General features: G+C 59.5%; 18 protein-coding genes and 1 pseudogene. 4 read left to right on the forward strand and 15 right to left on the reverse strand.

Annotated elements, in window-relative coordinates:
• Positions 1–86 precede the first annotated feature (86 nt).
• The 6 genes and pseudogenes from FHT85_RS11335 to FHT85_RS11360 all read right to left on the reverse strand — a co-directional run bounded on the left by FHT85_RS11335 (position 87) and on the right by FHT85_RS11360 (position 6163).
• Entirely contained in the window at positions 87–1196 is a 1110-nt protein-coding gene (locus FHT85_RS11335) for a TRAP transporter substrate-binding protein (protein WP_112410665.1), read from the reverse strand.
• A 201-nt stretch (positions 1197–1397) separates the two neighbouring features.
• A pseudogene (locus FHT85_RS11340) lies at positions 1398–1940 on the reverse strand (S9 family peptidase); the annotation flags it as partial.
• Positions 1941–2059: 119 nt separating this feature from the next.
• Positions 2060–2953, reverse strand: coding sequence for a polysaccharide deacetylase family protein (locus tag FHT85_RS11345; protein ID WP_112410664.1), 894 nt, complete (start codon positions 2951–2953; stop codon positions 2060–2062).
• Positions 2954–3057: 104 nt separating this feature from the next.
• Positions 3058–4947 carry an ABC-F family ATP-binding cassette domain-containing protein gene (locus FHT85_RS11350; protein ID WP_112410663.1) on the reverse strand — a complete coding sequence of 630 codons (1890 nt, stop codon included), beginning with the start codon at positions 4945–4947 and terminating at the stop codon, positions 3058–3060.
• A 49-nt stretch (positions 4948–4996) separates the two neighbouring features.
• The gene (locus FHT85_RS11355; RefSeq protein ID WP_112337902.1) at positions 4997–5497 is read right to left on the reverse strand and encodes a hypothetical protein; all 501 of its coding nucleotides are present in this window, start codon (positions 5495–5497) and stop codon (positions 4997–4999) included.
• A 156-nt stretch (positions 5498–5653) separates the two neighbouring features.
• Entirely contained in the window at positions 5654–6163 is a 510-nt protein-coding gene (locus tag FHT85_RS11360) for a DinB family protein (protein ID WP_112410662.1), read from the reverse strand.
• Positions 6164–6353: 190 nt separating this feature from the next.
• On the opposite strand from FHT85_RS11360, the gene ndk reads away from it, so the two are divergent.
• Positions 6354–6776 (forward strand): nucleoside-diphosphate kinase, encoded by a 423-nt coding sequence (ndk, locus tag FHT85_RS11365; RefSeq protein ID WP_004122188.1) that lies wholly within the window; start codon positions 6354–6356, stop codon positions 6774–6776.
• A gap of 74 nt (positions 6777–6850) precedes the next feature.
• On the opposite strand, the gene FHT85_RS11370 is transcribed toward ndk, so the two are convergent.
• Both FHT85_RS11370 and FHT85_RS11375 read right to left on the reverse strand, forming a co-directional pair.
• On the reverse strand, positions 6851–7372 hold the full coding sequence (locus FHT85_RS11370; protein ID WP_112410661.1) for a hypothetical protein: 522 nt from the start codon (positions 7370–7372) through the stop codon (positions 6851–6853).
• Positions 7369–7917 carry a CGNR zinc finger domain-containing protein gene (locus FHT85_RS11375; protein WP_112337899.1) on the reverse strand — a complete coding sequence of 183 codons (549 nt, stop codon included), beginning with the start codon at positions 7915–7917 and terminating at the stop codon, positions 7369–7371. Before FHT85_RS11375 ends, FHT85_RS11370 begins: the two co-directional genes overlap by 4 nt.
• A gap of 67 nt (positions 7918–7984) precedes the next feature.
• Here FHT85_RS11375 and FHT85_RS11380 point away from each other — a divergent pair, with 67 nt between their 5' ends.
• Positions 7985–8881, forward strand: coding sequence for a branched-chain amino acid ABC transporter permease (locus FHT85_RS11380; protein ID WP_112410660.1), 897 nt, complete (start codon positions 7985–7987; stop codon positions 8879–8881).
• 3 nt (positions 8882–8884) lie between these two features.
• Here the strand turns inward: FHT85_RS11380 and FHT85_RS11385 are convergent, their stop codons facing one another.
• From FHT85_RS11385 to FHT85_RS11405, 5 genes are all read right to left on the reverse strand, one after another.
• The gene (locus FHT85_RS11385; protein WP_112410659.1) at positions 8885–9355 is read right to left on the reverse strand and encodes a molybdenum cofactor biosynthesis protein MoaE; all 471 of its coding nucleotides are present in this window, start codon (positions 9353–9355) and stop codon (positions 8885–8887) included.
• Between the two features lie 4 nt (positions 9356–9359).
• Positions 9360–9614, reverse strand: a complete 255-nt coding sequence (gene moaD / locus FHT85_RS11390; protein WP_069616328.1) for a molybdopterin converting factor subunit 1 — start codon at positions 9612–9614, stop codon at positions 9360–9362.
• Positions 9614–10201, reverse strand: coding sequence for a CDP-diacylglycerol--glycerol-3-phosphate 3-phosphatidyltransferase (gene pgsA / locus FHT85_RS11395; protein WP_112410658.1), 588 nt, complete (start codon positions 10199–10201; stop codon positions 9614–9616). The genes moaD and pgsA overlap by 1 nt, the downstream gene beginning before the upstream one ends.
• Before the next feature lie 211 nt (positions 10202–10412).
• Positions 10413–12455 (reverse strand): excinuclease ABC subunit UvrC, encoded by a 2043-nt coding sequence (uvrC, locus tag FHT85_RS11400; RefSeq protein WP_112410657.1) that lies wholly within the window; start codon positions 12453–12455, stop codon positions 10413–10415.
• Positions 12452–13219 carry an SDR family oxidoreductase gene (locus tag FHT85_RS11405; protein WP_112410656.1) on the reverse strand — a complete coding sequence of 256 codons (768 nt, stop codon included), beginning with the start codon at positions 13217–13219 and terminating at the stop codon, positions 12452–12454. The genes uvrC and FHT85_RS11405 overlap by 4 nt, the downstream gene beginning before the upstream one ends.
• Positions 13220–13582: 363 nt before the next feature.
• Between FHT85_RS11405 and FHT85_RS11410 the strand changes: the two genes are divergently transcribed.
• Complete coding sequence (locus tag FHT85_RS11410; protein ID WP_112410655.1) at positions 13583–14215, forward strand: outer membrane protein; 633 nt, start codon at positions 13583–13585, stop codon at positions 14213–14215.
• Between the two features lie 73 nt (positions 14216–14288).
• Here the strand turns inward: FHT85_RS11410 and FHT85_RS11415 are convergent, their stop codons facing one another.
• Positions 14289–15131 (reverse strand): SDR family NAD(P)-dependent oxidoreductase, encoded by an 843-nt coding sequence (locus tag FHT85_RS11415; protein WP_112410654.1) that lies wholly within the window; start codon positions 15129–15131, stop codon positions 14289–14291.
• Between the two features lie 123 nt (positions 15132–15254).
• Here FHT85_RS11415 and FHT85_RS11420 point away from each other — a divergent pair, with 123 nt between their 5' ends.
• Positions 15255–16157 (forward strand): LysR family transcriptional regulator, encoded by a 903-nt coding sequence (locus FHT85_RS11420; RefSeq protein WP_112337892.1) that lies wholly within the window; start codon positions 15255–15257, stop codon positions 16155–16157.
• Between the two features lie 10 nt (positions 16158–16167).
• Here FHT85_RS11420 and FHT85_RS11425 read toward each other — a convergent pair whose 3' ends face one another.
• Positions 16168–16761, reverse strand: coding sequence for a glutathione S-transferase (locus tag FHT85_RS11425; protein WP_112410653.1), 594 nt, complete (start codon positions 16759–16761; stop codon positions 16168–16170).
• Positions 16762–16793 lie beyond the last annotated feature (32 nt).

A 16793-nucleotide genomic window follows, 5' to 3' on the forward strand; every position in this document is an offset into this window, starting at 1 on the left:
CGCGCATCGGCCTGCTTGTCGATCTAACACAACGAAAAACCCCGGAACATCGCTCCGGGGTTTCCTCCTTTGAGATCGGCATTCGCTCAAATCTTCCCGGAGCGCTGCAGCGTCATCATGTAGACGTCGTAGCTGTATTCGGCGACCTGGGTGTAGAGATAGTGCTGGCCGCGGAAGCCCTTGATCGATTCCCAGATCTTCTTGAAGGTCGGGTTGTTGGCTTCCATCTCGGCATAGACCTCGTTGGCCTTGTCGAAGCAGGCATTCATGATCTCGGTGCTGAAGGGTCTAAGCTTCGCCCCTTCGGCAACGACCCGCTTGATGGCAGCCGGGTTCAGATAATCGTATTTCTGCAGCATGTTCGCGTCCGTCGCCTGCGCGGCCGTGCGCAGCAGCGATTGATAGGCCTTCGGCAGGCCTTCATAAGCCGCCTTGTTGAACATGACGTGCACGGTCGGGCCACCTTCCCACCAGCCGGGATAATAGTAGTAGGGCGCGACCTTGTAGAAGCCGAGTTTCTCGTCGTCATAGGGGCCGACCCATTCGGCCGCATCGATCGTGCCTTTTTCGAGCGCCGGATAGATGTCGCCGCCGGCGATCTGCTGCGGCACGACACCGAGGCGTTCGACCACCTTGCCGGCAAAGCCGCCAATGCGCATCTTCAGGCCCTTGAGATCAGCAAGCGTGTTGATTTCCTTTCGGAACCAGCCGCCCATCTGCACGCCGGTATTACCGGCCGGGAAGCCGATCAGCCCCTGCGTCGCCAGGAATTCGTTGAAGAGATCGATGCCGCCGCCGTGATATTGCCAGGCATTCATGCCGCGGGCGTTGAGCGCGAAAGGAACGGCAGCTCCCAAGGCCCAGACCGGATCCTTTCCCCAATAATAATAGGCGACCGAATGGCAGGCCTCGACGGTTCCGGCCGAGGTCGCGTCGGCCGCCTGCAGGCCAGGCACGATTTCGCCTGCCGCAAACACCTGGATGTTGAAATTACCGTCTGTGGCCTCCGACACATATTTCGACAGCACTTCGCCGCCGCCATAGATCGTATCGAGCGATTTCGGAAACGACGATGTCAGGCGCCAATTGATCTTCGGATTGCTCTGGGCAATGGCCGGAGCAGCAAGCGTTGCGGCCGCTGCCACCGAACCCGCACCGGCGACGCCGGCCTTGCGCAGAAATGAACGACGATCCATCTATTACTCCCCCCGGATACGAGCGGGCGGGCTCGCCCGCTCTTCGTGATCACGGCTGCAGCTAATCACGCCCCTCGACGCGTTTCAAGCGTATCGGAAGCTCGTGCAACCATTGATTTTTGCTCGAACCCGGAAGAGGGGCGGCCTAGAGGTTTTTGCCTTTCACGATCGTTTCCCGCAGGAAGCTGTAGCCCAGCGGCGGCCGACGCGCGTCGAGGATTCGCGGTCGATGGAGCCGAAATAGGCGATTTCGTCACGGCCGAGCCAGGTCGCGTGACTGCGCACGGCCGGCGTGTCGAAGCCGCCTTCGACGATGCTCTTCGTCTCGCAATCGAATTCGAGCATGCGAATGGGATCGGAGCCGCCATCGGAAAGGCAAAGCAGCACGCGCGTCGGCTCCCAGGGGCAGGTGATGGCGCCGCGCCAGAGCCATTTCCTGTCTTCCTGCGCACAGAAAGCATCGAGATCGAAGATCGGTTCCCACGGCGCATCGGCCAGGGGTGTGCGATCGGCCGGCAGCCGATACCAGCGACCGAGCGGATGATCGGCGCTGCGATGAAAATCGAACAGCCAGTTGCCGCGCCGAGTGGTGGTGATCAGCCGGTCCTCGCGTTCGATCATGTCCTTGATCGCGATGCGATCCGCCTCGAATTCCGGCGTCTTCAGCCGCTCGGAGTCCGCATCCATTTTGGCGACGAATTGCAAGGTTTGCGGATCGTCGTCGCGTTCGAGGTGGAGGTGCATGGCGGCTCCGGATTCTATTGCTGATGGTGATGAGGCATCAACAAACCAAAATACGGGCGCTGAAGCAACCGTGCTTCCCCGCCCCGTATTGGTCATAGATTTTTCGGTATCGACCCGGTTCAGCGGACCATCTTGGTGCCGGCCTGTGCGACGAGATTGGTCGCCGCACCCGGTTCGCGCTTGTATTTCAGCGTGACGACCTTGTAGCCCTCATTCTCCAGCCTGCTCAGGAGAGCAGGCAGCATCCTGACAGTTCGCTGGTGAATGTCGTGCATCAGGACGATACCGCGGCCGCGCTGATGGAGCTGCTTCATGGTGCGATCGACCAACGAGGCGGGCGTCGAGGTGAAGTAATCCTTGCTGTCGATATCCACGTCCATGACGATCATGTCGCGGGCCGCGATGGCGGAGCGCAGGCGCTTGGAGTCGGCGAGATAGGGGAAGCGGAAGAAGGGAACATCCGTGCCGATCGCCTTGGTGACGGCATCCTTGCCGCGGGCGATCTCGGTCATCGCCGCGTCGAAGGTCATCTTGTCGAGATCGGGATGGCGGAAGGTGTGGCTGCCGATCGCATCGCCGTGCGCGAGCACCTCACGCGCCGTCGCCGGATGCGCCTGTGCCATTTCGCCGACCATCATGAATGCCGCCTTGACACCGAATTTGTCGAGCGTGGCCAGAATGCGTTCCGTCTTGCCGGGAGCCGGGCCATCGTCGAAGGTCAGAATGACCTCCTTGTCGGCGAGCCTGATATCCTTGAGCGAGGAAACTTCCAGCGTGCGGCCGGCGAGATTGTGCGGACCGTTCATGCCGGCCAGGTCATCGCGGGTTTCGAGATCGGCAACGAGCCATTTCTTCGGCTCCATCTCGATGGGATCGTTGGCTTTCAGAGACTTGTGGCGCGGCTCTTCGGCGGCATAGCTGCTCTTCAGCGACGCTTCATTGCCTGGCTTCGTGGCGCATCCTCCGAGAGCCAGGGACACGGCAAGGCCAGCCAGCAACAGACGGTAGTTCATCAGAATCGCTCAACACTATGTCTATGAAAGTTGAGCGCATATTCTGCAGTTATGGTTAATGATCGGTTAGGAGCGACCGCGAATTCCTTAACAAGCAGTCAGCTTCAGCCGGCCATGCCGCTTTCATATTCCGATGAAAGTTCCAGCCACTGCACCTCGGCTGCCGCAAGCTTCTCGGCGGCATCGGCGCGCTGCTTTGCCTTTTCCACAGCCTTTGCCGGCGCCTTCTCGTAGAGGGCGGGGTCCGCAAGTTCTGCATCAAGAGCCTGAATCAATTTCTCAAGCTTGCCGGTCAAGGATTCGATTTCGTTGATCTTCTTCTTGAGCGGCGCCAGCGACGCGCGCCGATCGGCGTTGAGCTTGCGCTGGTCGGCCTTGGAAACGGAATCGTCGATGCCGTTCGGCTTGGTCTTCTCGTCCTTCGACTTCGGGCTGGCGACGACGAGGCTGCGGTATTCTTCAAGATCGCCGTCGAAGGTCGAGACAGTGCCGTCGCGCACCAGCCAGAGACGATCGACGGTGGCTTCGATCAGATGGCGGTCGTGCGAGATCAGGATGACGGCGCCGGAATAATCGTTCAGCGCCTGGATCAGCGCATTGCGGCTGTCGATATCGAGATGGTTCGTCGGTTCGTCGAGGATCAGCAGGTTCGGTGCGTCGAAGGCGGCAAGGCCCATGAGAAGGCGTGCCTTCTCGCCGCCGGAGAGATCCTTGACCTGCGTGTCCATCTTCTCCGTCGCCAAGCCCATCTGCGCGACGCGCGCGCGCACCTTCGCCTCCGGTGTCTCAGGCATGCGGCGGCGGACATGCTCGACGGCCGTCTGGTTCGGAATGAGATCGTCGAGCTGATGCTGAGCAAAGAAGCCGATCTTCAGGTTCGGTGCCAGCCTGACTTCGCCGCTCTCCGCACCCAGTCGGCCTGAAATGAATTTCGCAAAGGTCGATTTGCCGTTGCCGTTGGAGCCGAGCAGGGCGATGCGGTCGTCGGCATCGATGCGCAGGTTCAGGCGCTTGAGGATCGGCTTGCCGGGCTCATAGCCGACAGCGCCGCCGCTGATCGCGACGATCGGCGAGGCAGGCTGCTTTTCGGGTTCCGGAAAGCTGAAGCCCATCACATGGTCTTCGATGACGGCGGCGACGGTACCCATCCGCTCAAGCGCCTTGATGCGCGATTGCGCCTGCCTTGCCTTCGAAGCCTTGGCCTTGAAGCGGTCGATGAAGCTCTGCAAATGCTTGCGCGCTGCGTCGTTCTTCGCCTTCGCCTTCATCTGCAGCTCATCGGCTTCAGCCTTCTGCCGCTCGAACTGGTCATAGGAGCCGCGATAGAAGGTGAGTTTCTTCTGGTCGAGATGCACGATGGAGTTGACGGCCGTGTTCAATAGATCGCGGTCGTGCGAGATGATGATGACCGTGTGAGGGTAGCGGCGAATATAGTCCTCAAGCCAGAGCGTGCCTTCAAGGTCGAGGTAGTTCGTCGGCTCGTCGAGCAGCAGCAGATCAGGCTCGGAAAACAACACGGCCGCAAGAGCCACGCGCATGCGCCATCCGCCGGAGAAGGAGGAGGCGGGGCGCTTCTGCGCTTCGTGGTCGAAGCCGAGGCCGGCGAGGATGCTCGCGGCACGTGCTTCGGCCGAATGCGCATCGATATCGGCAAGCCGCGTCTGGATATCGGCGATGCGGTGCGGATCGGTCGCGGTTTCGGCTTCCGCAAGCAGTGCGGAGCGTTCCTTGTCCGCCGCGAGGACGATATCGATCAGGGGTTCCTCGGTGCCGGGGGCCTCCTGCGCAACCTGGCCAATGCGGGCATTGCGCGGGATCGAGACCGAGCCGCTTTCGGCAGCAAAATCGCCGGTGATGATCCTGAACAGCGTGGATTTGCCAGCACCGTTCTTGCCGACGAGGCCAGCCTTCGTGCCCGCCGGAAGCGTCACGCTGGCATGATCGATGAGAAGGCGGCCGGCAATGCGGGCGGAAAGGTCTGAAATCGAAATCATGGCGCGGTTTTGGCCGAACTCGACGCCGAAGGCAAGAGCGCGAAGTCGCTTAGGCGCCAGCCTTTTGCGAGGGCTTCGCGAGGTTGGCGCAGTTGCGCAGCCGCTCGGTCAGCTCAGTTTCGTAGAGCATGAGATTGCTGAGAGAGGCATTGAGGCTGTCGAGGGCGGGGTTCGCATTCGCTGCCGTTTCGGTCTCGCGGCTAAATCGCTGTTTCTTCATCAGCCCCTTAGCGAGCTGATCTGCGACTTCGCGGAGCATTTCGGCAGCATCGCTTTCCGATTTGCGCGCCACCAGCCCGCAATGGCTGACGAGACGATACTTCAGGCCGATTTCGTCGAGCCCGCTTTGTGAGGGAAGGGGGCCAAGCGCCTCGATTTCTTCGGCAAGACGTCGATCCTGCCCGTAAAGCGCCTCGTGAAAGAGCTGATAGTTGCGCGGCAGGTTCTTGACCTTGAGCCGCGTCATGAAGCGGCCGATGATCTCAAGCTCGGTTTCCGTTTCATCATTATCGATGGAATATGCCGAAACGCTTGTTTGCGAGTTCTTCATGCCTGCTTCTGACCGTGAGCTGATATATCTTATCAATCTGCAGGTCGGCAGGTTAAGGGAACATGAACAAAATGCCTTATTCACGCTGCGTCGCAATAAAATGAGGCAGGTGCTCAACGCTTTGGCGAAAGCGGAAAACAGCAATTCGCTTTTCGTTCACATCCAGCGTGTTCCTTCACTGCGCAGGAAGTTCAGCAGGTCCAGCACCAGCGACGGCTTGCCCATGGATGTGAGGATGGTATGGCACTGACCGCGGTGGTGAGTGTGGTGGTTGAACATATGTGCTACCGCCGCATGGAGGGGAACGGTGATGGCGCCCGGTCGAAGGATCGAGGTATAGGTGAGATCGACGGCAAGCGCGTCGGCATCGAGTGTTTCCAGCCAGGTGATGATATTTCGATCTTCCACCTCCCGTAAGCTGTAGAGTCCTTTAAGCGTGTCGTGAAGGACGGTCTCGAGTGACGCCGGCACCCCGCCGGTGCCGTTGAAACGGTGCATCCACAGCCGATCCGTGACAAGCAGATGGTTCAGCGTTCCGTGGAGCGAACCGAAGAACGCGCCGCGATCCTCGTGGAATTCCGCGTCGCTGAGGTCTGCCGCGGCGTTGTAGACCTGAACATTGGCCCAACGATTGTAGTCGGCAAGCATCCTGAAATGTTTGAGCATATGACCTCTCCTCAATGGTGCGGCGATGTTGCCGCCGAGTTTGCGAATAAACCGTCGCAATGCCATCGGTCGATTGCGAATCGGATGCCTGGACTGTGACAGCGGCGTGAAATTGGCCCATCCCCCTTGTTTTCGGGCCTTGGGGCAGGTAAAGACCGCCCACTTTTCTCTGATTACAAGGAACGGACCCATGGCGATTGAACGTACTTTCTCGATGATCAAGCCGGACGCGACGAAGCGCAACCTGACCGGCGCCATCACCAAGGTTTTTGAAGACAACGGCCTGCGCGTCATCGCCTCCAAGCGTGTCTGGATGAGCAAGCGCGAAGCTGAAGGCTTCTACGCCGTTCACAAGGAACGGCCGTTCTTCGGCGAACTCGTTGAAGGCATGACCTCGGGCCCGACCATCGTTCAGGTTCTCGAAGGCGAAAACGCCATCCTGAAGAACCGCGAAATCATGGGCGCGACCAACCCGGCCAACGCTGACGAGGGCACGATCCGCAAGACCTTCGCTCTGTCGATCGGCGAAAACTCCGTTCACGGTTCGGACGCTCCGGAAACGGCTGCCGTCGAAATCGCCTACTGGTTCTCCGAAACCGAAATCGTCGGCTGATTTAGCCTTTCAGCTTCAGCGCTGAACGATTTGAAATGACTCATGAAAGCCGGGACCTCGCGTCCCGGCTTTTTTCATGCCGGGCAGGCGGCATCATGTCCATAATCGGCGCTGCCATCGCCCTTGAAGACATCTGGATTGGCGGTATAGACCGGGCCGACGACCAGTGGCTTCGTCGGCAGCACGGTCTGGTCCAGATCGGATTTGACCTCGGTCTTGATCGTCTGGATCGTCTTGTCGCTGGCATCGACCAGCTTGATCGAGACGGAGTAAGGGCGGTCCTTGCGGACGCAATGGAGATCCGGACTTTCCAGCGTGATCTTGTCCCAGAATGTATAGATCTTCTGGTTGACGACAAGCGGATCGCCGCCGGCTGGGTTTTCGAATTCCGCGATCGCCTTTGTTCCCTCGGGGATCGGGGCGATCTTCTTGAGCGTGATCATGTAGCTCGCGCTCGCCACCCGGTAGTTGAAGATGAAGAGACGGCCGGTGAGCTGGGTCGGGCCTTCGTCTTCCTTCCTCTGGCAGCCGGCCAGCGCCAGGCCGGCGATGATCCCGACACTTATCGTCGTCAGCATAACCCTTCTTATTGTCATGGCGCAGTCTCCTCCTTCTTGCGCCGGTAGTGCCGGCTGGCTTTGGCCCGGTTGCCGCAGACTGCCATGTCGCACCAGGCGCGGCTCTTGTTCTTGCTGCGGTCGATAAAAAGCCAGCCGCAGTTGCGGCATATTTTCATTCGTTCCGGATCGGGCATGGCGATGAGGCGCAGCGTCGAATGCACGGTTGCGGCATCGAGCCCATCGGAGGACGCGCGCTTCAGGACCCCAGCCAATGCCGCAAGCAGATCGGCGAGCAGCAGATCGGCAGCCTCCCCAAGGACGCGTGCCCGGAAATAACGATCGATCAATTCGCGGAGTGCGATGAAATCGGTTCGGTTTTCCCGCTTCACCGGCAGGATATCGCCGAAGAGAGCCCGTTCGGCGCAGAAATTGGCTGCCGCCTTCGGAAAGCTATCCATCTGTCCTGCCGCCTCGAAACGGTCGATCCGGCGCTCGTCGTCATGGCGCAGGATCACGCTGTTGGCGACATCGAGCGCAAGCGCGCCACCGGAAAAGCGATGTGGGGTCCAGGTAAAGCTCATAACAAAAATTATAACTGGTAAAATGATTTTTGCCAGTTACTATTTGCTGGTTCTTCGGAGGGGTGGAATGGCCTATCTTCTGCAGCAATTGGCGAATGCCGTTCCGCTCGCTGCACTTTATGCGACGCTGGCCTTCGGCTATTCCATTGCCTTCGGGGTCATGAAGCGGGCCGATATCACCTATGGCGCGCTCTTCGCCTTTGCCGGCCAGATGCTCGTGCTCTTCACGGACGTCGGTTATACGAAGATGTATCTCATCCTGCCGGCTGCCTTTGCTTTCGGGGCCGTGATCGCCGTCGGCTATACGATCGGCACCAGCTTTCTGGTCGGTCGGGCGATCATGCTACCGCTATCGCGCAAATCGCCGAACACGGTCATCGTCGCAGCACTCGGCATGATGATCATCCTGATGGAAACGGCGCGGCTTGCCTCGAACACGCGCGGCATCTGGCTGCCGCCCTTCCTGAACGATGCCGTCGTCTTCTGGGATAGCGGCGATTTCCGCGTGACGCTGACGGAAATCCAGCTGCTCAACACCGTGCTGATGATCCTCGTTATCTTTATAGGTGCCTATGTCCTCAAATGCACCGGATGGGGCCGCATCTGGCGGGCCGTTACAGATGACGCGCTTGCAGCCGAACTGTGCGGCGCCAGCGCCAGCCGTGTCTTTTTGACGGCCTATGTCGCCTCCGCTATGGTCGCGACCATCTGCGGTCTGCTCGCCACTTCCTACTACGGAACCATGGATTTCGGCGCAGGGCTGATGTTCGGGCTGAAGGTGCTGATGATTGCGGCGGTCGGCGGCTATTCCGAGCCGCTGAAGTCGGCCGGCGGGGCTGCGCTCCTCGGCCTGACGGAGACGATGTGGGGAGCTTACGGTCCGTTCCTTTGGCGCGATTTCGTCATCTTCTCGTTGCTGGTGCTGCTGCTGGTGTTGAGCCGCCGTGAACGAGTGGTGCCCTGAAGCCTACTTGTTACCAGCCCACTTGGCCCGCGCGGCATCGTCGGCATCCTTGGCGGAAACCCAACCGCCTTGCGTGCCATCCTTGCCGTGTTCCTTCTTCCAGAATGGCGCGGAGGTTTTCAGGAAATCCATGACGAAATTGGCGCCGTCGAAGGCGGCCTGGCGATGCGGTGCCGCGGCAATGACGAGCACGATGTTCTCGCCGGGCGCGATCTTGCCGTAGCGATGGATAGCGGTGAGGCCGAGAAGTTCGAAACGCTCGATGGCGAGCTTGGCGATGCGGGTGATCTCCGCTTCCGCCATGCCGGGATAATGTTCGAGTTCGAGGGCACCGAGCGCGCCCCCTTCGTCACGACAGAGGCCCGAGAAGGTCACGACAGCGCCGATATCGCGCCGCCCGTCGGTCAGCCGATCGATCTCCGCCTGGAGATCGAAATCCTCGCGCTGAACGCGGACTACCGGCTGAATAGCCATCGACTTATCCCCCTGTCATCGGCGGAAAGAGCCCGATCTCCCGCGCTCCGGCGATCGGCTCATCGTGCTCGGCGTGCTCCATATTGATCGCGACGCGGATCGCCTGGGGGAATTGAAGTGCCGCCTCGTATTCTTCGCCCAAGCCCTTCAAATGACTCAGGAGATCGCCGACGGTAACGACATCGGCGGGCAGGGAAATCTCTTCCTCCGCTTTGCCGATCCGCTCGCGCACCCAGGCGAAATAGACGAGCTTCGTCATCATTCCTCATCCACGACATGCTTCAGCCCGGCCCGGAAATAATCGTAGCCGGTATAGATGGTCAAAAGCGCTGCGACCCAGAGCAGGACGATGCCAATTTCCGTCGTATAGGGTAGCACCTTGTCGCCTGCCGGCCCAGCCAGAAGGAAAGCGATGGCAACGAGTTGGGCGGTTGTCTTCCATTTCGCGATCCGCGTCACGGGAACGCTGACCTTCAATGCCGCCAGATATTCGCGCAGGCCGGAGACGAGGATTTCGCGGCAGAGAATGATGATGGCGGCCCAGAGCGACCAGCCGGCAATGGTGCCGTCGGCAGCGACCAGAAGCAGGATCGCCGAGACCAGCAGTTTGTCGGCAATCGGATCGAGCATGCGGCCGATATTGGAGGTCTGGTTCCAGATGCGTGCAAGATAACCATCGAGGAAATCGGTGATCGAGGCGATGACGAAGATCCAGAGCGCGACCCAGCGGGCGAAATCGGAACCCTCCAGCTTGCCTTCGACGAAGAAGCAAAGAACGATCAGAGGAACGCAAAGGATGCGGCCGTAGGTGAGCAGGTTGGGGATGCTGTAAGCGCGCGAAGCCATGGAAATCGTTTCGTTTCGGTTGTCTCGGCGGATCGCGATGAGCCTCGATTTCGGGTTTCATCGCGCTCCGAGCATTTGATTTTCTTGATCTTCTCCAAAAACCGCTTCGCACTTTTTGGGATCAAGTCATAGATGATGGTTGGGCGACCTTATCGTCAATATTGTTTCTGTTTTTTCACCGCCATTGCGTGGAATTTGCGACCGGCATTGCTTATTTCGCGGCGTCCTCGTGGAAATGGTTGTAGACCTGCCGCGCCACGGTTTCCGATATGCCCTCCACCGCCATCAGATCCGATAGCGCTGCCCGCGATACGGCTTTGGCGGTGCCGAAATGCTGCAGCAGCGCGCGCTTGCGCGAAGGGCCGATGCCGCCGATCTCGTCCAGCGGATTTCTAACCATCTCCTTCTTGCGCCGGGCACGATGCGAGCCGATCGCGAAGCGGTGCGCCTCGTCGCGCATGCGCTGGATGAAATAGAGCACGGGATCGCGCGGCGGCAGCGAGAAACTTTCGCGCGCTGGAGCGAAGAAGCGCTCGCGCCCGGCCTCGCGGTCGACGCCCTTGGCGACGCCGATGGCGATGACGCTGTCGGTGATCCCGAGCTCCTCGAGAATGGCGCGTACGGCCGTCATCTGCCCCTGGCCGCCATCAATGAGGATGACATCTGGCCAGGCCGGGAAGGGCTGGTCGGCTGCATCGGTGCCGGATGCTTCTGCGGCAGCTGTCCGCTCAGGCTTTCCTTCCTCCTTCAGGAGGCGTGAGAACCGGCGGGTCATGACCTCGCGCATCATGCCGAAGTCGTCGCCCGGCGTGATGTCGGTCGATTTGATGTTGAATTTGCGGTACTGGTTTTTGACGAAGCCTTCCGGCCCGGCCACCACCATGCCGCCAACCGCATTCGTGCCCATGATATGGGAGTTGTCGTAGATCTCGATGCGCTGCGGCACATAGGGAAGCTTGAATGTTTCCTTGAAACCTTCGAGCAGCCGCGATTGCGAGGCGGTTTCCGCCAGCTTGCGGCCATGCGCCTCGCGCGCATTGGCGATGACATGCTCGACCAGATCGCGCTTTTCGCCGCGCTGCGGCACGAGGATCGCGACCTTGTGGCCGGCTTTCTCGGTAAGCGCTGCCGCCAAAAGTTCCATTTCCTCGATGGTCTCCGACAGCAGGATCTGCCGCGGCACGGGCTTGTCATCATAGAATTGCGCAAGGAACGCGTTCAGCACTTCGGCGCCCGAGAGCGATGGATCGGCCTTGGGGAAATAAGCGCGATTGCCCCAGTTCTGCCCGGTGCGGAAGAAGAAGACCTGGATGCAGGAAATGCCGCCCTCGTGATGGATGGCGAAGACATCTGCTTCCTCCACTCCGGCCGGATTGATGCCTTGATGGCTCTGCACATGCGAGAGCGCGGCAAGCCGATCGCGAAAGATCGCGGCGCGCTCGAAATCCAGATCTTCGGCGGCGGCATTCATCGCCTCGGCCATATGCGCCTTGACGTTCTGGCTCTTGCCGGAAAGGAAGTCCTTCGCTTCCTGTACTAGTTCCGCATAGCCTGCATCGCTGATCTCATGGGTGCAGGGGCCGGAACAGCGCTTGATCTGATAGAGCAGACAGGGCCGCGTGCGCGTCTCGAAGACGCTATCGGTACAGGTGCGGATCAGAAAGGCGCGCTGCAGCGAATTGATGGTGCGCCCGACCGCACCAGCCGAAGCGAAGGGCCCGAAATAATCCCCCTTACGGGCGCGGGCGCCGCGATGCTTGAAGATCGCTGGCGCGCGATGATCGCCCGTGATCAGAATATAGGGGAAGGATTTGTCGTCCCGCAGCAGCACGTTAAAGCGCGGGCGCAAGCGTTTGATGAGATTCGCTTCCAGCAGCAGCGCTTCCGTCTCCGTGCGCGTGGTGACGAATTCCATATTGGCGGTTTCGCGCACCATACGGGCGATGCGGTTGGAGTGCACCTTGCCCAGAGCGTAGTTGGAAACGCGCTTCTTCAGGTTTCGCGCCTTGCCGACGTAGAGTACGTCGCCGGCTTCGTTGAACATGCGATAAACGCCGGGATTGTTCGGCAGCCGCTTGACGAATTCGGCGATCAGTTCGGCGCCGCGAAGCCCGGTCTCGTTCTTGCCGCCTTCATTCCAATCGACAGGCGCAACAGGGGAGGCGGCGGCATCGCCCTCCACCTCGATGTCGTCTTCGATATCCTCTGATTCGTCATAGAGAACGCCGCCATCGGGCAGCTTTCTTCCATTCATTCCGCACTCTCCGACACGTCTGGCGTTTCCCAGGCAAGGTGCTGGCCGCCATCGAGCGCTATCATTTGGCCCGTGATCGAGGGCGTGTCAAAAAGAAAGCGGATGGTCCGGCCGAATTCTTCGAGCCTCGGCGCCGCCTTCAATATGAGGCCGTCGATCTGCGCTTGAAAGTCCTCCTCGCTCTGCCGCACGCTGCGCACCGTCGGACCTGGGCCGATCGCATTGACGCGGATACGCGGCGCAAAGCTCTGCGCCATCGTCTGGGTTGCGGTCCAGAGAGCAGCTTTCGACAGCGTATAGGAATAGAAGCGGGGATTAAGCGCCCAGACCCGCTGATCGACCATGTTGACGATCAGGCCCGGATAGGGTTCGGGAAGCTGCCGGACGAAATCGGCAGCCAGAATGGATGGCGCGCGCACGTGCACGGCGAAGTGCGCCTCGAAGGCTTCGGCGTCGAAATGATCGGCGGAATCACCGAGGAAAGCCGAGGCGTTGTTGACCAGAAGATCGAGCGGACCAAGAGCATCCGCGGCCCTTTCGACAAGGGTTGACGTCTCGGCCAAATCTCGCAGATCGGCCTTGATCGCAATCGCCTTTCGGCCCGCTTGCCGCAGTTTCGCCGCAATTTCTTCCGCCTCGGCAAGGGACTGATGGGCATGCAACGCCACCGCGAAGCCATGAGCCGATAAATCCTCGGCAATTGCCAGACCTATTCTTTTGGACGCGCCGGTTATCAGCGCCGTGCGTAGTTTTTCCTGGCTCAAGAGATCGCCTTCTGCTCGTCGTTACCCGATCGATGTTCATATAGGGCGTCGATACACCATATGAAAAGATGTGTGAGCAAATGACACGCTTCGGAATTTCTTATGTAAAACTTGCGATATATTTAGTTTAAAATAAGTATACATGCTTTAACCATTGGTTATGGTTAATAATTCCTCTGTTGCGATGAAGCAACATCGAAATTCAGCCACCTCTGTGCCACAATGATATCATATTTTGGCTCTTCCAATTCCTCATTTGCATTCCAATTTCAACCTCGATCCGGGAGGGATATGTTTAATTGCTCGTGGCGCTTCACAGTCGAAGACAGTAAGCGAAGCACACGGGCCTGAAAGGAGAAAAGTATGCGTACTCTTATCAAGACCCTCATGGTCTCCACTCTCGCCCTCGGTGGCTACACCGCAGCTCACGCCGCTGACGCTGTCGAGCAGATTCCGCAGCCGCCCGTCGCTCAGGAAGCAGCTCCGGCCGTCAACAACTGGTCCGGCTTCTACATCGGCGGTGCAGGCGACTGGAGCAAAGGTCATTTCAGCCACAATGGCAACGGCTATGGCTTCGGCGGCCAGGCTTTCACCGGCTACAACTGGCAGCAGGGCCAGATCGTATACGGCGTTGAAGCAGACCTCGGCTATGCAGGCATTGACAGCACCCGCAACGGTCTGACCGCCAAGAATGGCGTCAATGGCTCGGTTCGCGGTCGTATCGGCTACGACTTTAACCCGTTCATGCTGTACGGCACGGCCGGTCTGGCGCTCGCTCAGAACAAGCTTGAAGACACTACCTCGTCCGACAGCAAGACGGCTGTTGGTTACACGGTTGGTGCAGGTGCTGAAACCTTCATCACCAACAACATCACCGCTCGCCTTGAGTACCGCTACACGGACTACGGCAAGAAGAATTTCGACCTCGACTCCGGTCGCTTCTCTCGCGGTTACGACGAGCAGAGCGTAAAGGTCGGTATCGGCGTCAAGTTCTAATTATCTGAAGGCATAGCCTGAAGAAAAGGCCGGGGTGAAAACCCCGGCTTTTTTGCATTACGCCTCGGAATGTCTAGGCGGCCTCCTTCGGGAAGTCAGTCGAGACGGCCAGTTCGCGCCAATCGGCCAGCTCTCTGGAGACATATTCGTTCTTGGTCTCGATCGCGCCGACCGTATCCGAGCCGAAAGGCATGCGCAGAGGCGGGTTGGCCGAATGGGCAAGCGTGATCATCGATTTTGCAAGACGTTTGGGATCGCCGGGCTGAGCGTGATTATGGTCGGCCGCGAAATCGCGCATCGCTCCGGCCGGAGTGTCCCTGTAGTCGACAATCGAACTCGGGCTGACTGCAAGCGAGCTTTCATCAAGGAAGTCGGTGCGGAAAAAGCCGGGTTCGACAACGGTGACCTGGATGCCGAGCGGCTGCAACTCCGCTGCCATCGCTTCGGATAGGCCTTCGATGGCGAACTTTGTCGAGCAATAGACGCCCCAGCCGGCAAAGCTCTGATAACCGCCGACCGAGGACATGTTGATGACATGGCCCGAACGCTGCCGGCGCATGTGCGGCAGGACGGCGCGCGTGACCTTCAGCAGGCCGAAGACGTTGGTCGCATAGAGCTTTTCGATTTCCTCGGCAGTTGCTTCCTCCACGGCACCCAGAAGCCCGTAGCCGGCATTATTGACAAGGACGTCGATCTTGCCGAAACGCTTGACGGCGATCTCGGCGGCTTCATGGGCCTGCGCCTCGCTCCATACGTCGAGGGCGACGGATAGGAGGTTCGGGTGATTGCCGAACTTCTCCGCCAGCCCAACGGGATTGCGAGCTGTAGCGACAACGGCGTCGCCGGCGGTGAGGGCTTCTTGAGTGATAAGGGCACCGAACCCGCGGGATGCACCCGTAATGAACCAAACACGCATGGCTTTCTCCTTCGTGAGTTTGCAATTCCATAGGTGGAATTCGCTTGCAGGAGAAAGGTAGCTTGATGGTATCGCTGAGATAATCTACTTTCTCTTCCATGAAGAGCTGAGAAAATCTCACCAATGCGACGCATCCGTTCGATAGATCTGGCGATCTTCCTTGCAATTGCCGAACACCGTAGCTTTCGCAAAGCGGCGGTGGAATTGGGGGTGACTCCCTCCGCGCTCAGCCATTCGTTGCGCGCCATCGAGGAGCGGCTGGATGTGCGGCTGGTCAATCGCACCACCCGTGGCGTCGGCTTGACGGAAGCCGGCGAACGCCTGTTCGATCGCATCCGCCCGGCGTTTCTCGATATCGACGATGCGCTGGAGGATCTCGATAAATTCCGCGGCCAGCCCTATGGCAAGCTGCGCATCAATGCCCCGCGTCCTGCAGCCAGGATGGTATTGCTGCCGATCGTGTCGCGGTTCCTGAGGACTTACCCCGCCATCGAAGTCGAAATCGTAGTGGACGATGCGCTCGTGGATACGGTTGCCTCCGGTTTCGACGCCGGCATACGGTTCGGCGAACGCATCGCCGCCGACATGATCGCTGTCCCCATCGGGCCTCGCCAGCGGACGGCGATCGTCGGCTCGCCCGAACATTTTCAGCGTTTTCCCAAACCGCTCACGCCCCACGATCTGAAGGATCACCCCTGCATCCGCTACCGTTTCGCGAGCGGCACCTATTATCGCTGGGAGTTCGAGCGCGGGGGCATCGAGCTGGAGATCGAGGTGCAGGGGCCGCTCACGCTTGGCGATCTCGATATCATGCTGGATGCCGCTATCAATGGCTCCGGTCTTGCCTTCGTATTTGAAGATCACGCGCTACCGGCCTTGCGGGATGGCCGGCTGATCCGCGTGCTTGAGGACTGGTGTCCTTATTATCCCGGATTCTTTCTCTATTATCCGAGCCGCAGGCAGTTGCCGACGGCTCTGCGCGCCTTCGTCGATTTCGTAAAGGCCGACGCTGCCCGCCAGGGCTGAGTCGACGGCGTCAGACTTGCGGCTTCATCGCCGGAAAATCGGGGAAATGCTTCTCGAACTTGCGTGCCCAGTCCGTCAATCCCGCATAGTCCCCTTCCCATTGCCCTTCGAAGCGGAGCTGCAGATAGCCGATGAGGGAGGCAAGCGCGAAGTGACCCGCATGCAGCTTCTTGCCGATCTTCGGCGGCTCGGCGTCGAGATGGGTGAGGGCGCGGCTGACCTTTGTCCACTGGCGGTCGATCCAGGGCTGATGCTGCTTCTCGGGTTCGCGAAGGCGCCGCTCGTAGACGATCGACAGCAGGCACTCGTTGGTGCCGTCGATCAGCGCTTCCAGAACCTCAATTTCGGTGCGTTTACCCCTCTTCGAAGGATAGAGCCCGCCCTCGCGCCGGTCGAAATAATGCATGATGGCGCGGCTGTCGAAAATGGCCTCACCGTCGCCGATCAGCAATGTCGGGATCTTGCCGAGCGGGTTGTTGTCGATCAGCAGTGTTGGACCGGCATTCGTGTCGACGTGGATTTCCTCGAGCTTGATGCCGAGATGGCGGGCCGCCATGCGCACCTTGCTGGAGAAGGGGGAGGTGGGCGAGCAAAGAAGTCTCATGAAATCACCTGTGGGATATGTATGTGAAAAGT

It is taken from the genome of Rhizobium sp. BK312 (assembly GCF_014193605.1).
Lineage (GTDB): Bacteria > Pseudomonadota > Alphaproteobacteria > Rhizobiales > Rhizobiaceae > Rhizobium.

Bases quoted from the DNA above. Each gene is read 5' to 3' on its own strand.
- FHT85_RS11370 (WP_112410661.1), bottom strand. From the start codon at position 7,372: ATGACAATAAGAAGGGTTATGCTGACGACGATAAGTGTCGGGATCATC.
- moaD (WP_069616328.1), bottom strand. From the start codon at position 9,614: ATGACGAAGCTCGTCTATTTCGCCTGGGTGCGCGAGCGGATCGGCAAA.
- FHT85_RS11360 (WP_112410662.1), bottom strand. From the start codon at position 6,163: ATGCTCAAACATTTCAGGATGCTTGCCGACTACAATCGTTGGGCCAAT.
- FHT85_RS11335 (WP_112410665.1), bottom strand. From the start codon at position 1,196: ATGGATCGTCGTTCATTTCTGCGCAAGGCCGGCGTCGCCGGTGCGGGT.
- FHT85_RS11410 (WP_112410655.1), top strand. From the start codon at position 13,583: ATGCGTACTCTTATCAAGACCCTCATGGTCTCCACTCTCGCCCTCGGT.
- FHT85_RS11415 (WP_112410654.1), bottom strand. From the start codon at position 15,131: ATGCGTGTTTGGTTCATTACGGGTGCATCCCGCGGGTTCGGTGCCCTT.
- FHT85_RS11420 (WP_112337892.1), top strand. From the start codon at position 15,255: ATGCGACGCATCCGTTCGATAGATCTGGCGATCTTCCTTGCAATTGCC.
- pgsA (WP_112410658.1), bottom strand. From the start codon at position 10,201: ATGGCTTCGCGCGCTTACAGCATCCCCAACCTGCTCACCTACGGCCGC.
- FHT85_RS11375 (WP_112337899.1), bottom strand. From the start codon at position 7,917: ATGAGCTTTACCTGGACCCCACATCGCTTTTCCGGTGGCGCGCTTGCG.
- uvrC (WP_112410657.1), bottom strand. From the start codon at position 12,455: ATGAATGGAAGAAAGCTGCCCGATGGCGGCGTTCTCTATGACGAATCA.
- FHT85_RS11355 (WP_112337902.1), bottom strand. From the start codon at position 5,497: ATGAAGAACTCGCAAACAAGCGTTTCGGCATATTCCATCGATAATGAT.
- FHT85_RS11385 (WP_112410659.1), bottom strand. From the start codon at position 9,355: ATGGCTATTCAGCCGGTAGTCCGCGTTCAGCGCGAGGATTTCGATCTC.
- FHT85_RS11350 (WP_112410663.1), bottom strand. From the start codon at position 4,947: ATGATTTCGATTTCAGACCTTTCCGCCCGCATTGCCGGCCGCCTTCTC.
- FHT85_RS11345 (WP_112410664.1), bottom strand. From the start codon at position 2,953: ATGAACTACCGTCTGTTGCTGGCTGGCCTTGCCGTGTCCCTGGCTCTC.
- FHT85_RS11425 (WP_112410653.1), bottom strand. From the start codon at position 16,761: ATGAGACTTCTTTGCTCGCCCACCTCCCCCTTCTCCAGCAAGGTGCGC.
- ndk (WP_004122188.1), top strand. From the start codon at position 6,354: ATGGCGATTGAACGTACTTTCTCGATGATCAAGCCGGACGCGACGAAG.
- FHT85_RS11380 (WP_112410660.1), top strand. From the start codon at position 7,985: ATGGCCTATCTTCTGCAGCAATTGGCGAATGCCGTTCCGCTCGCTGCA.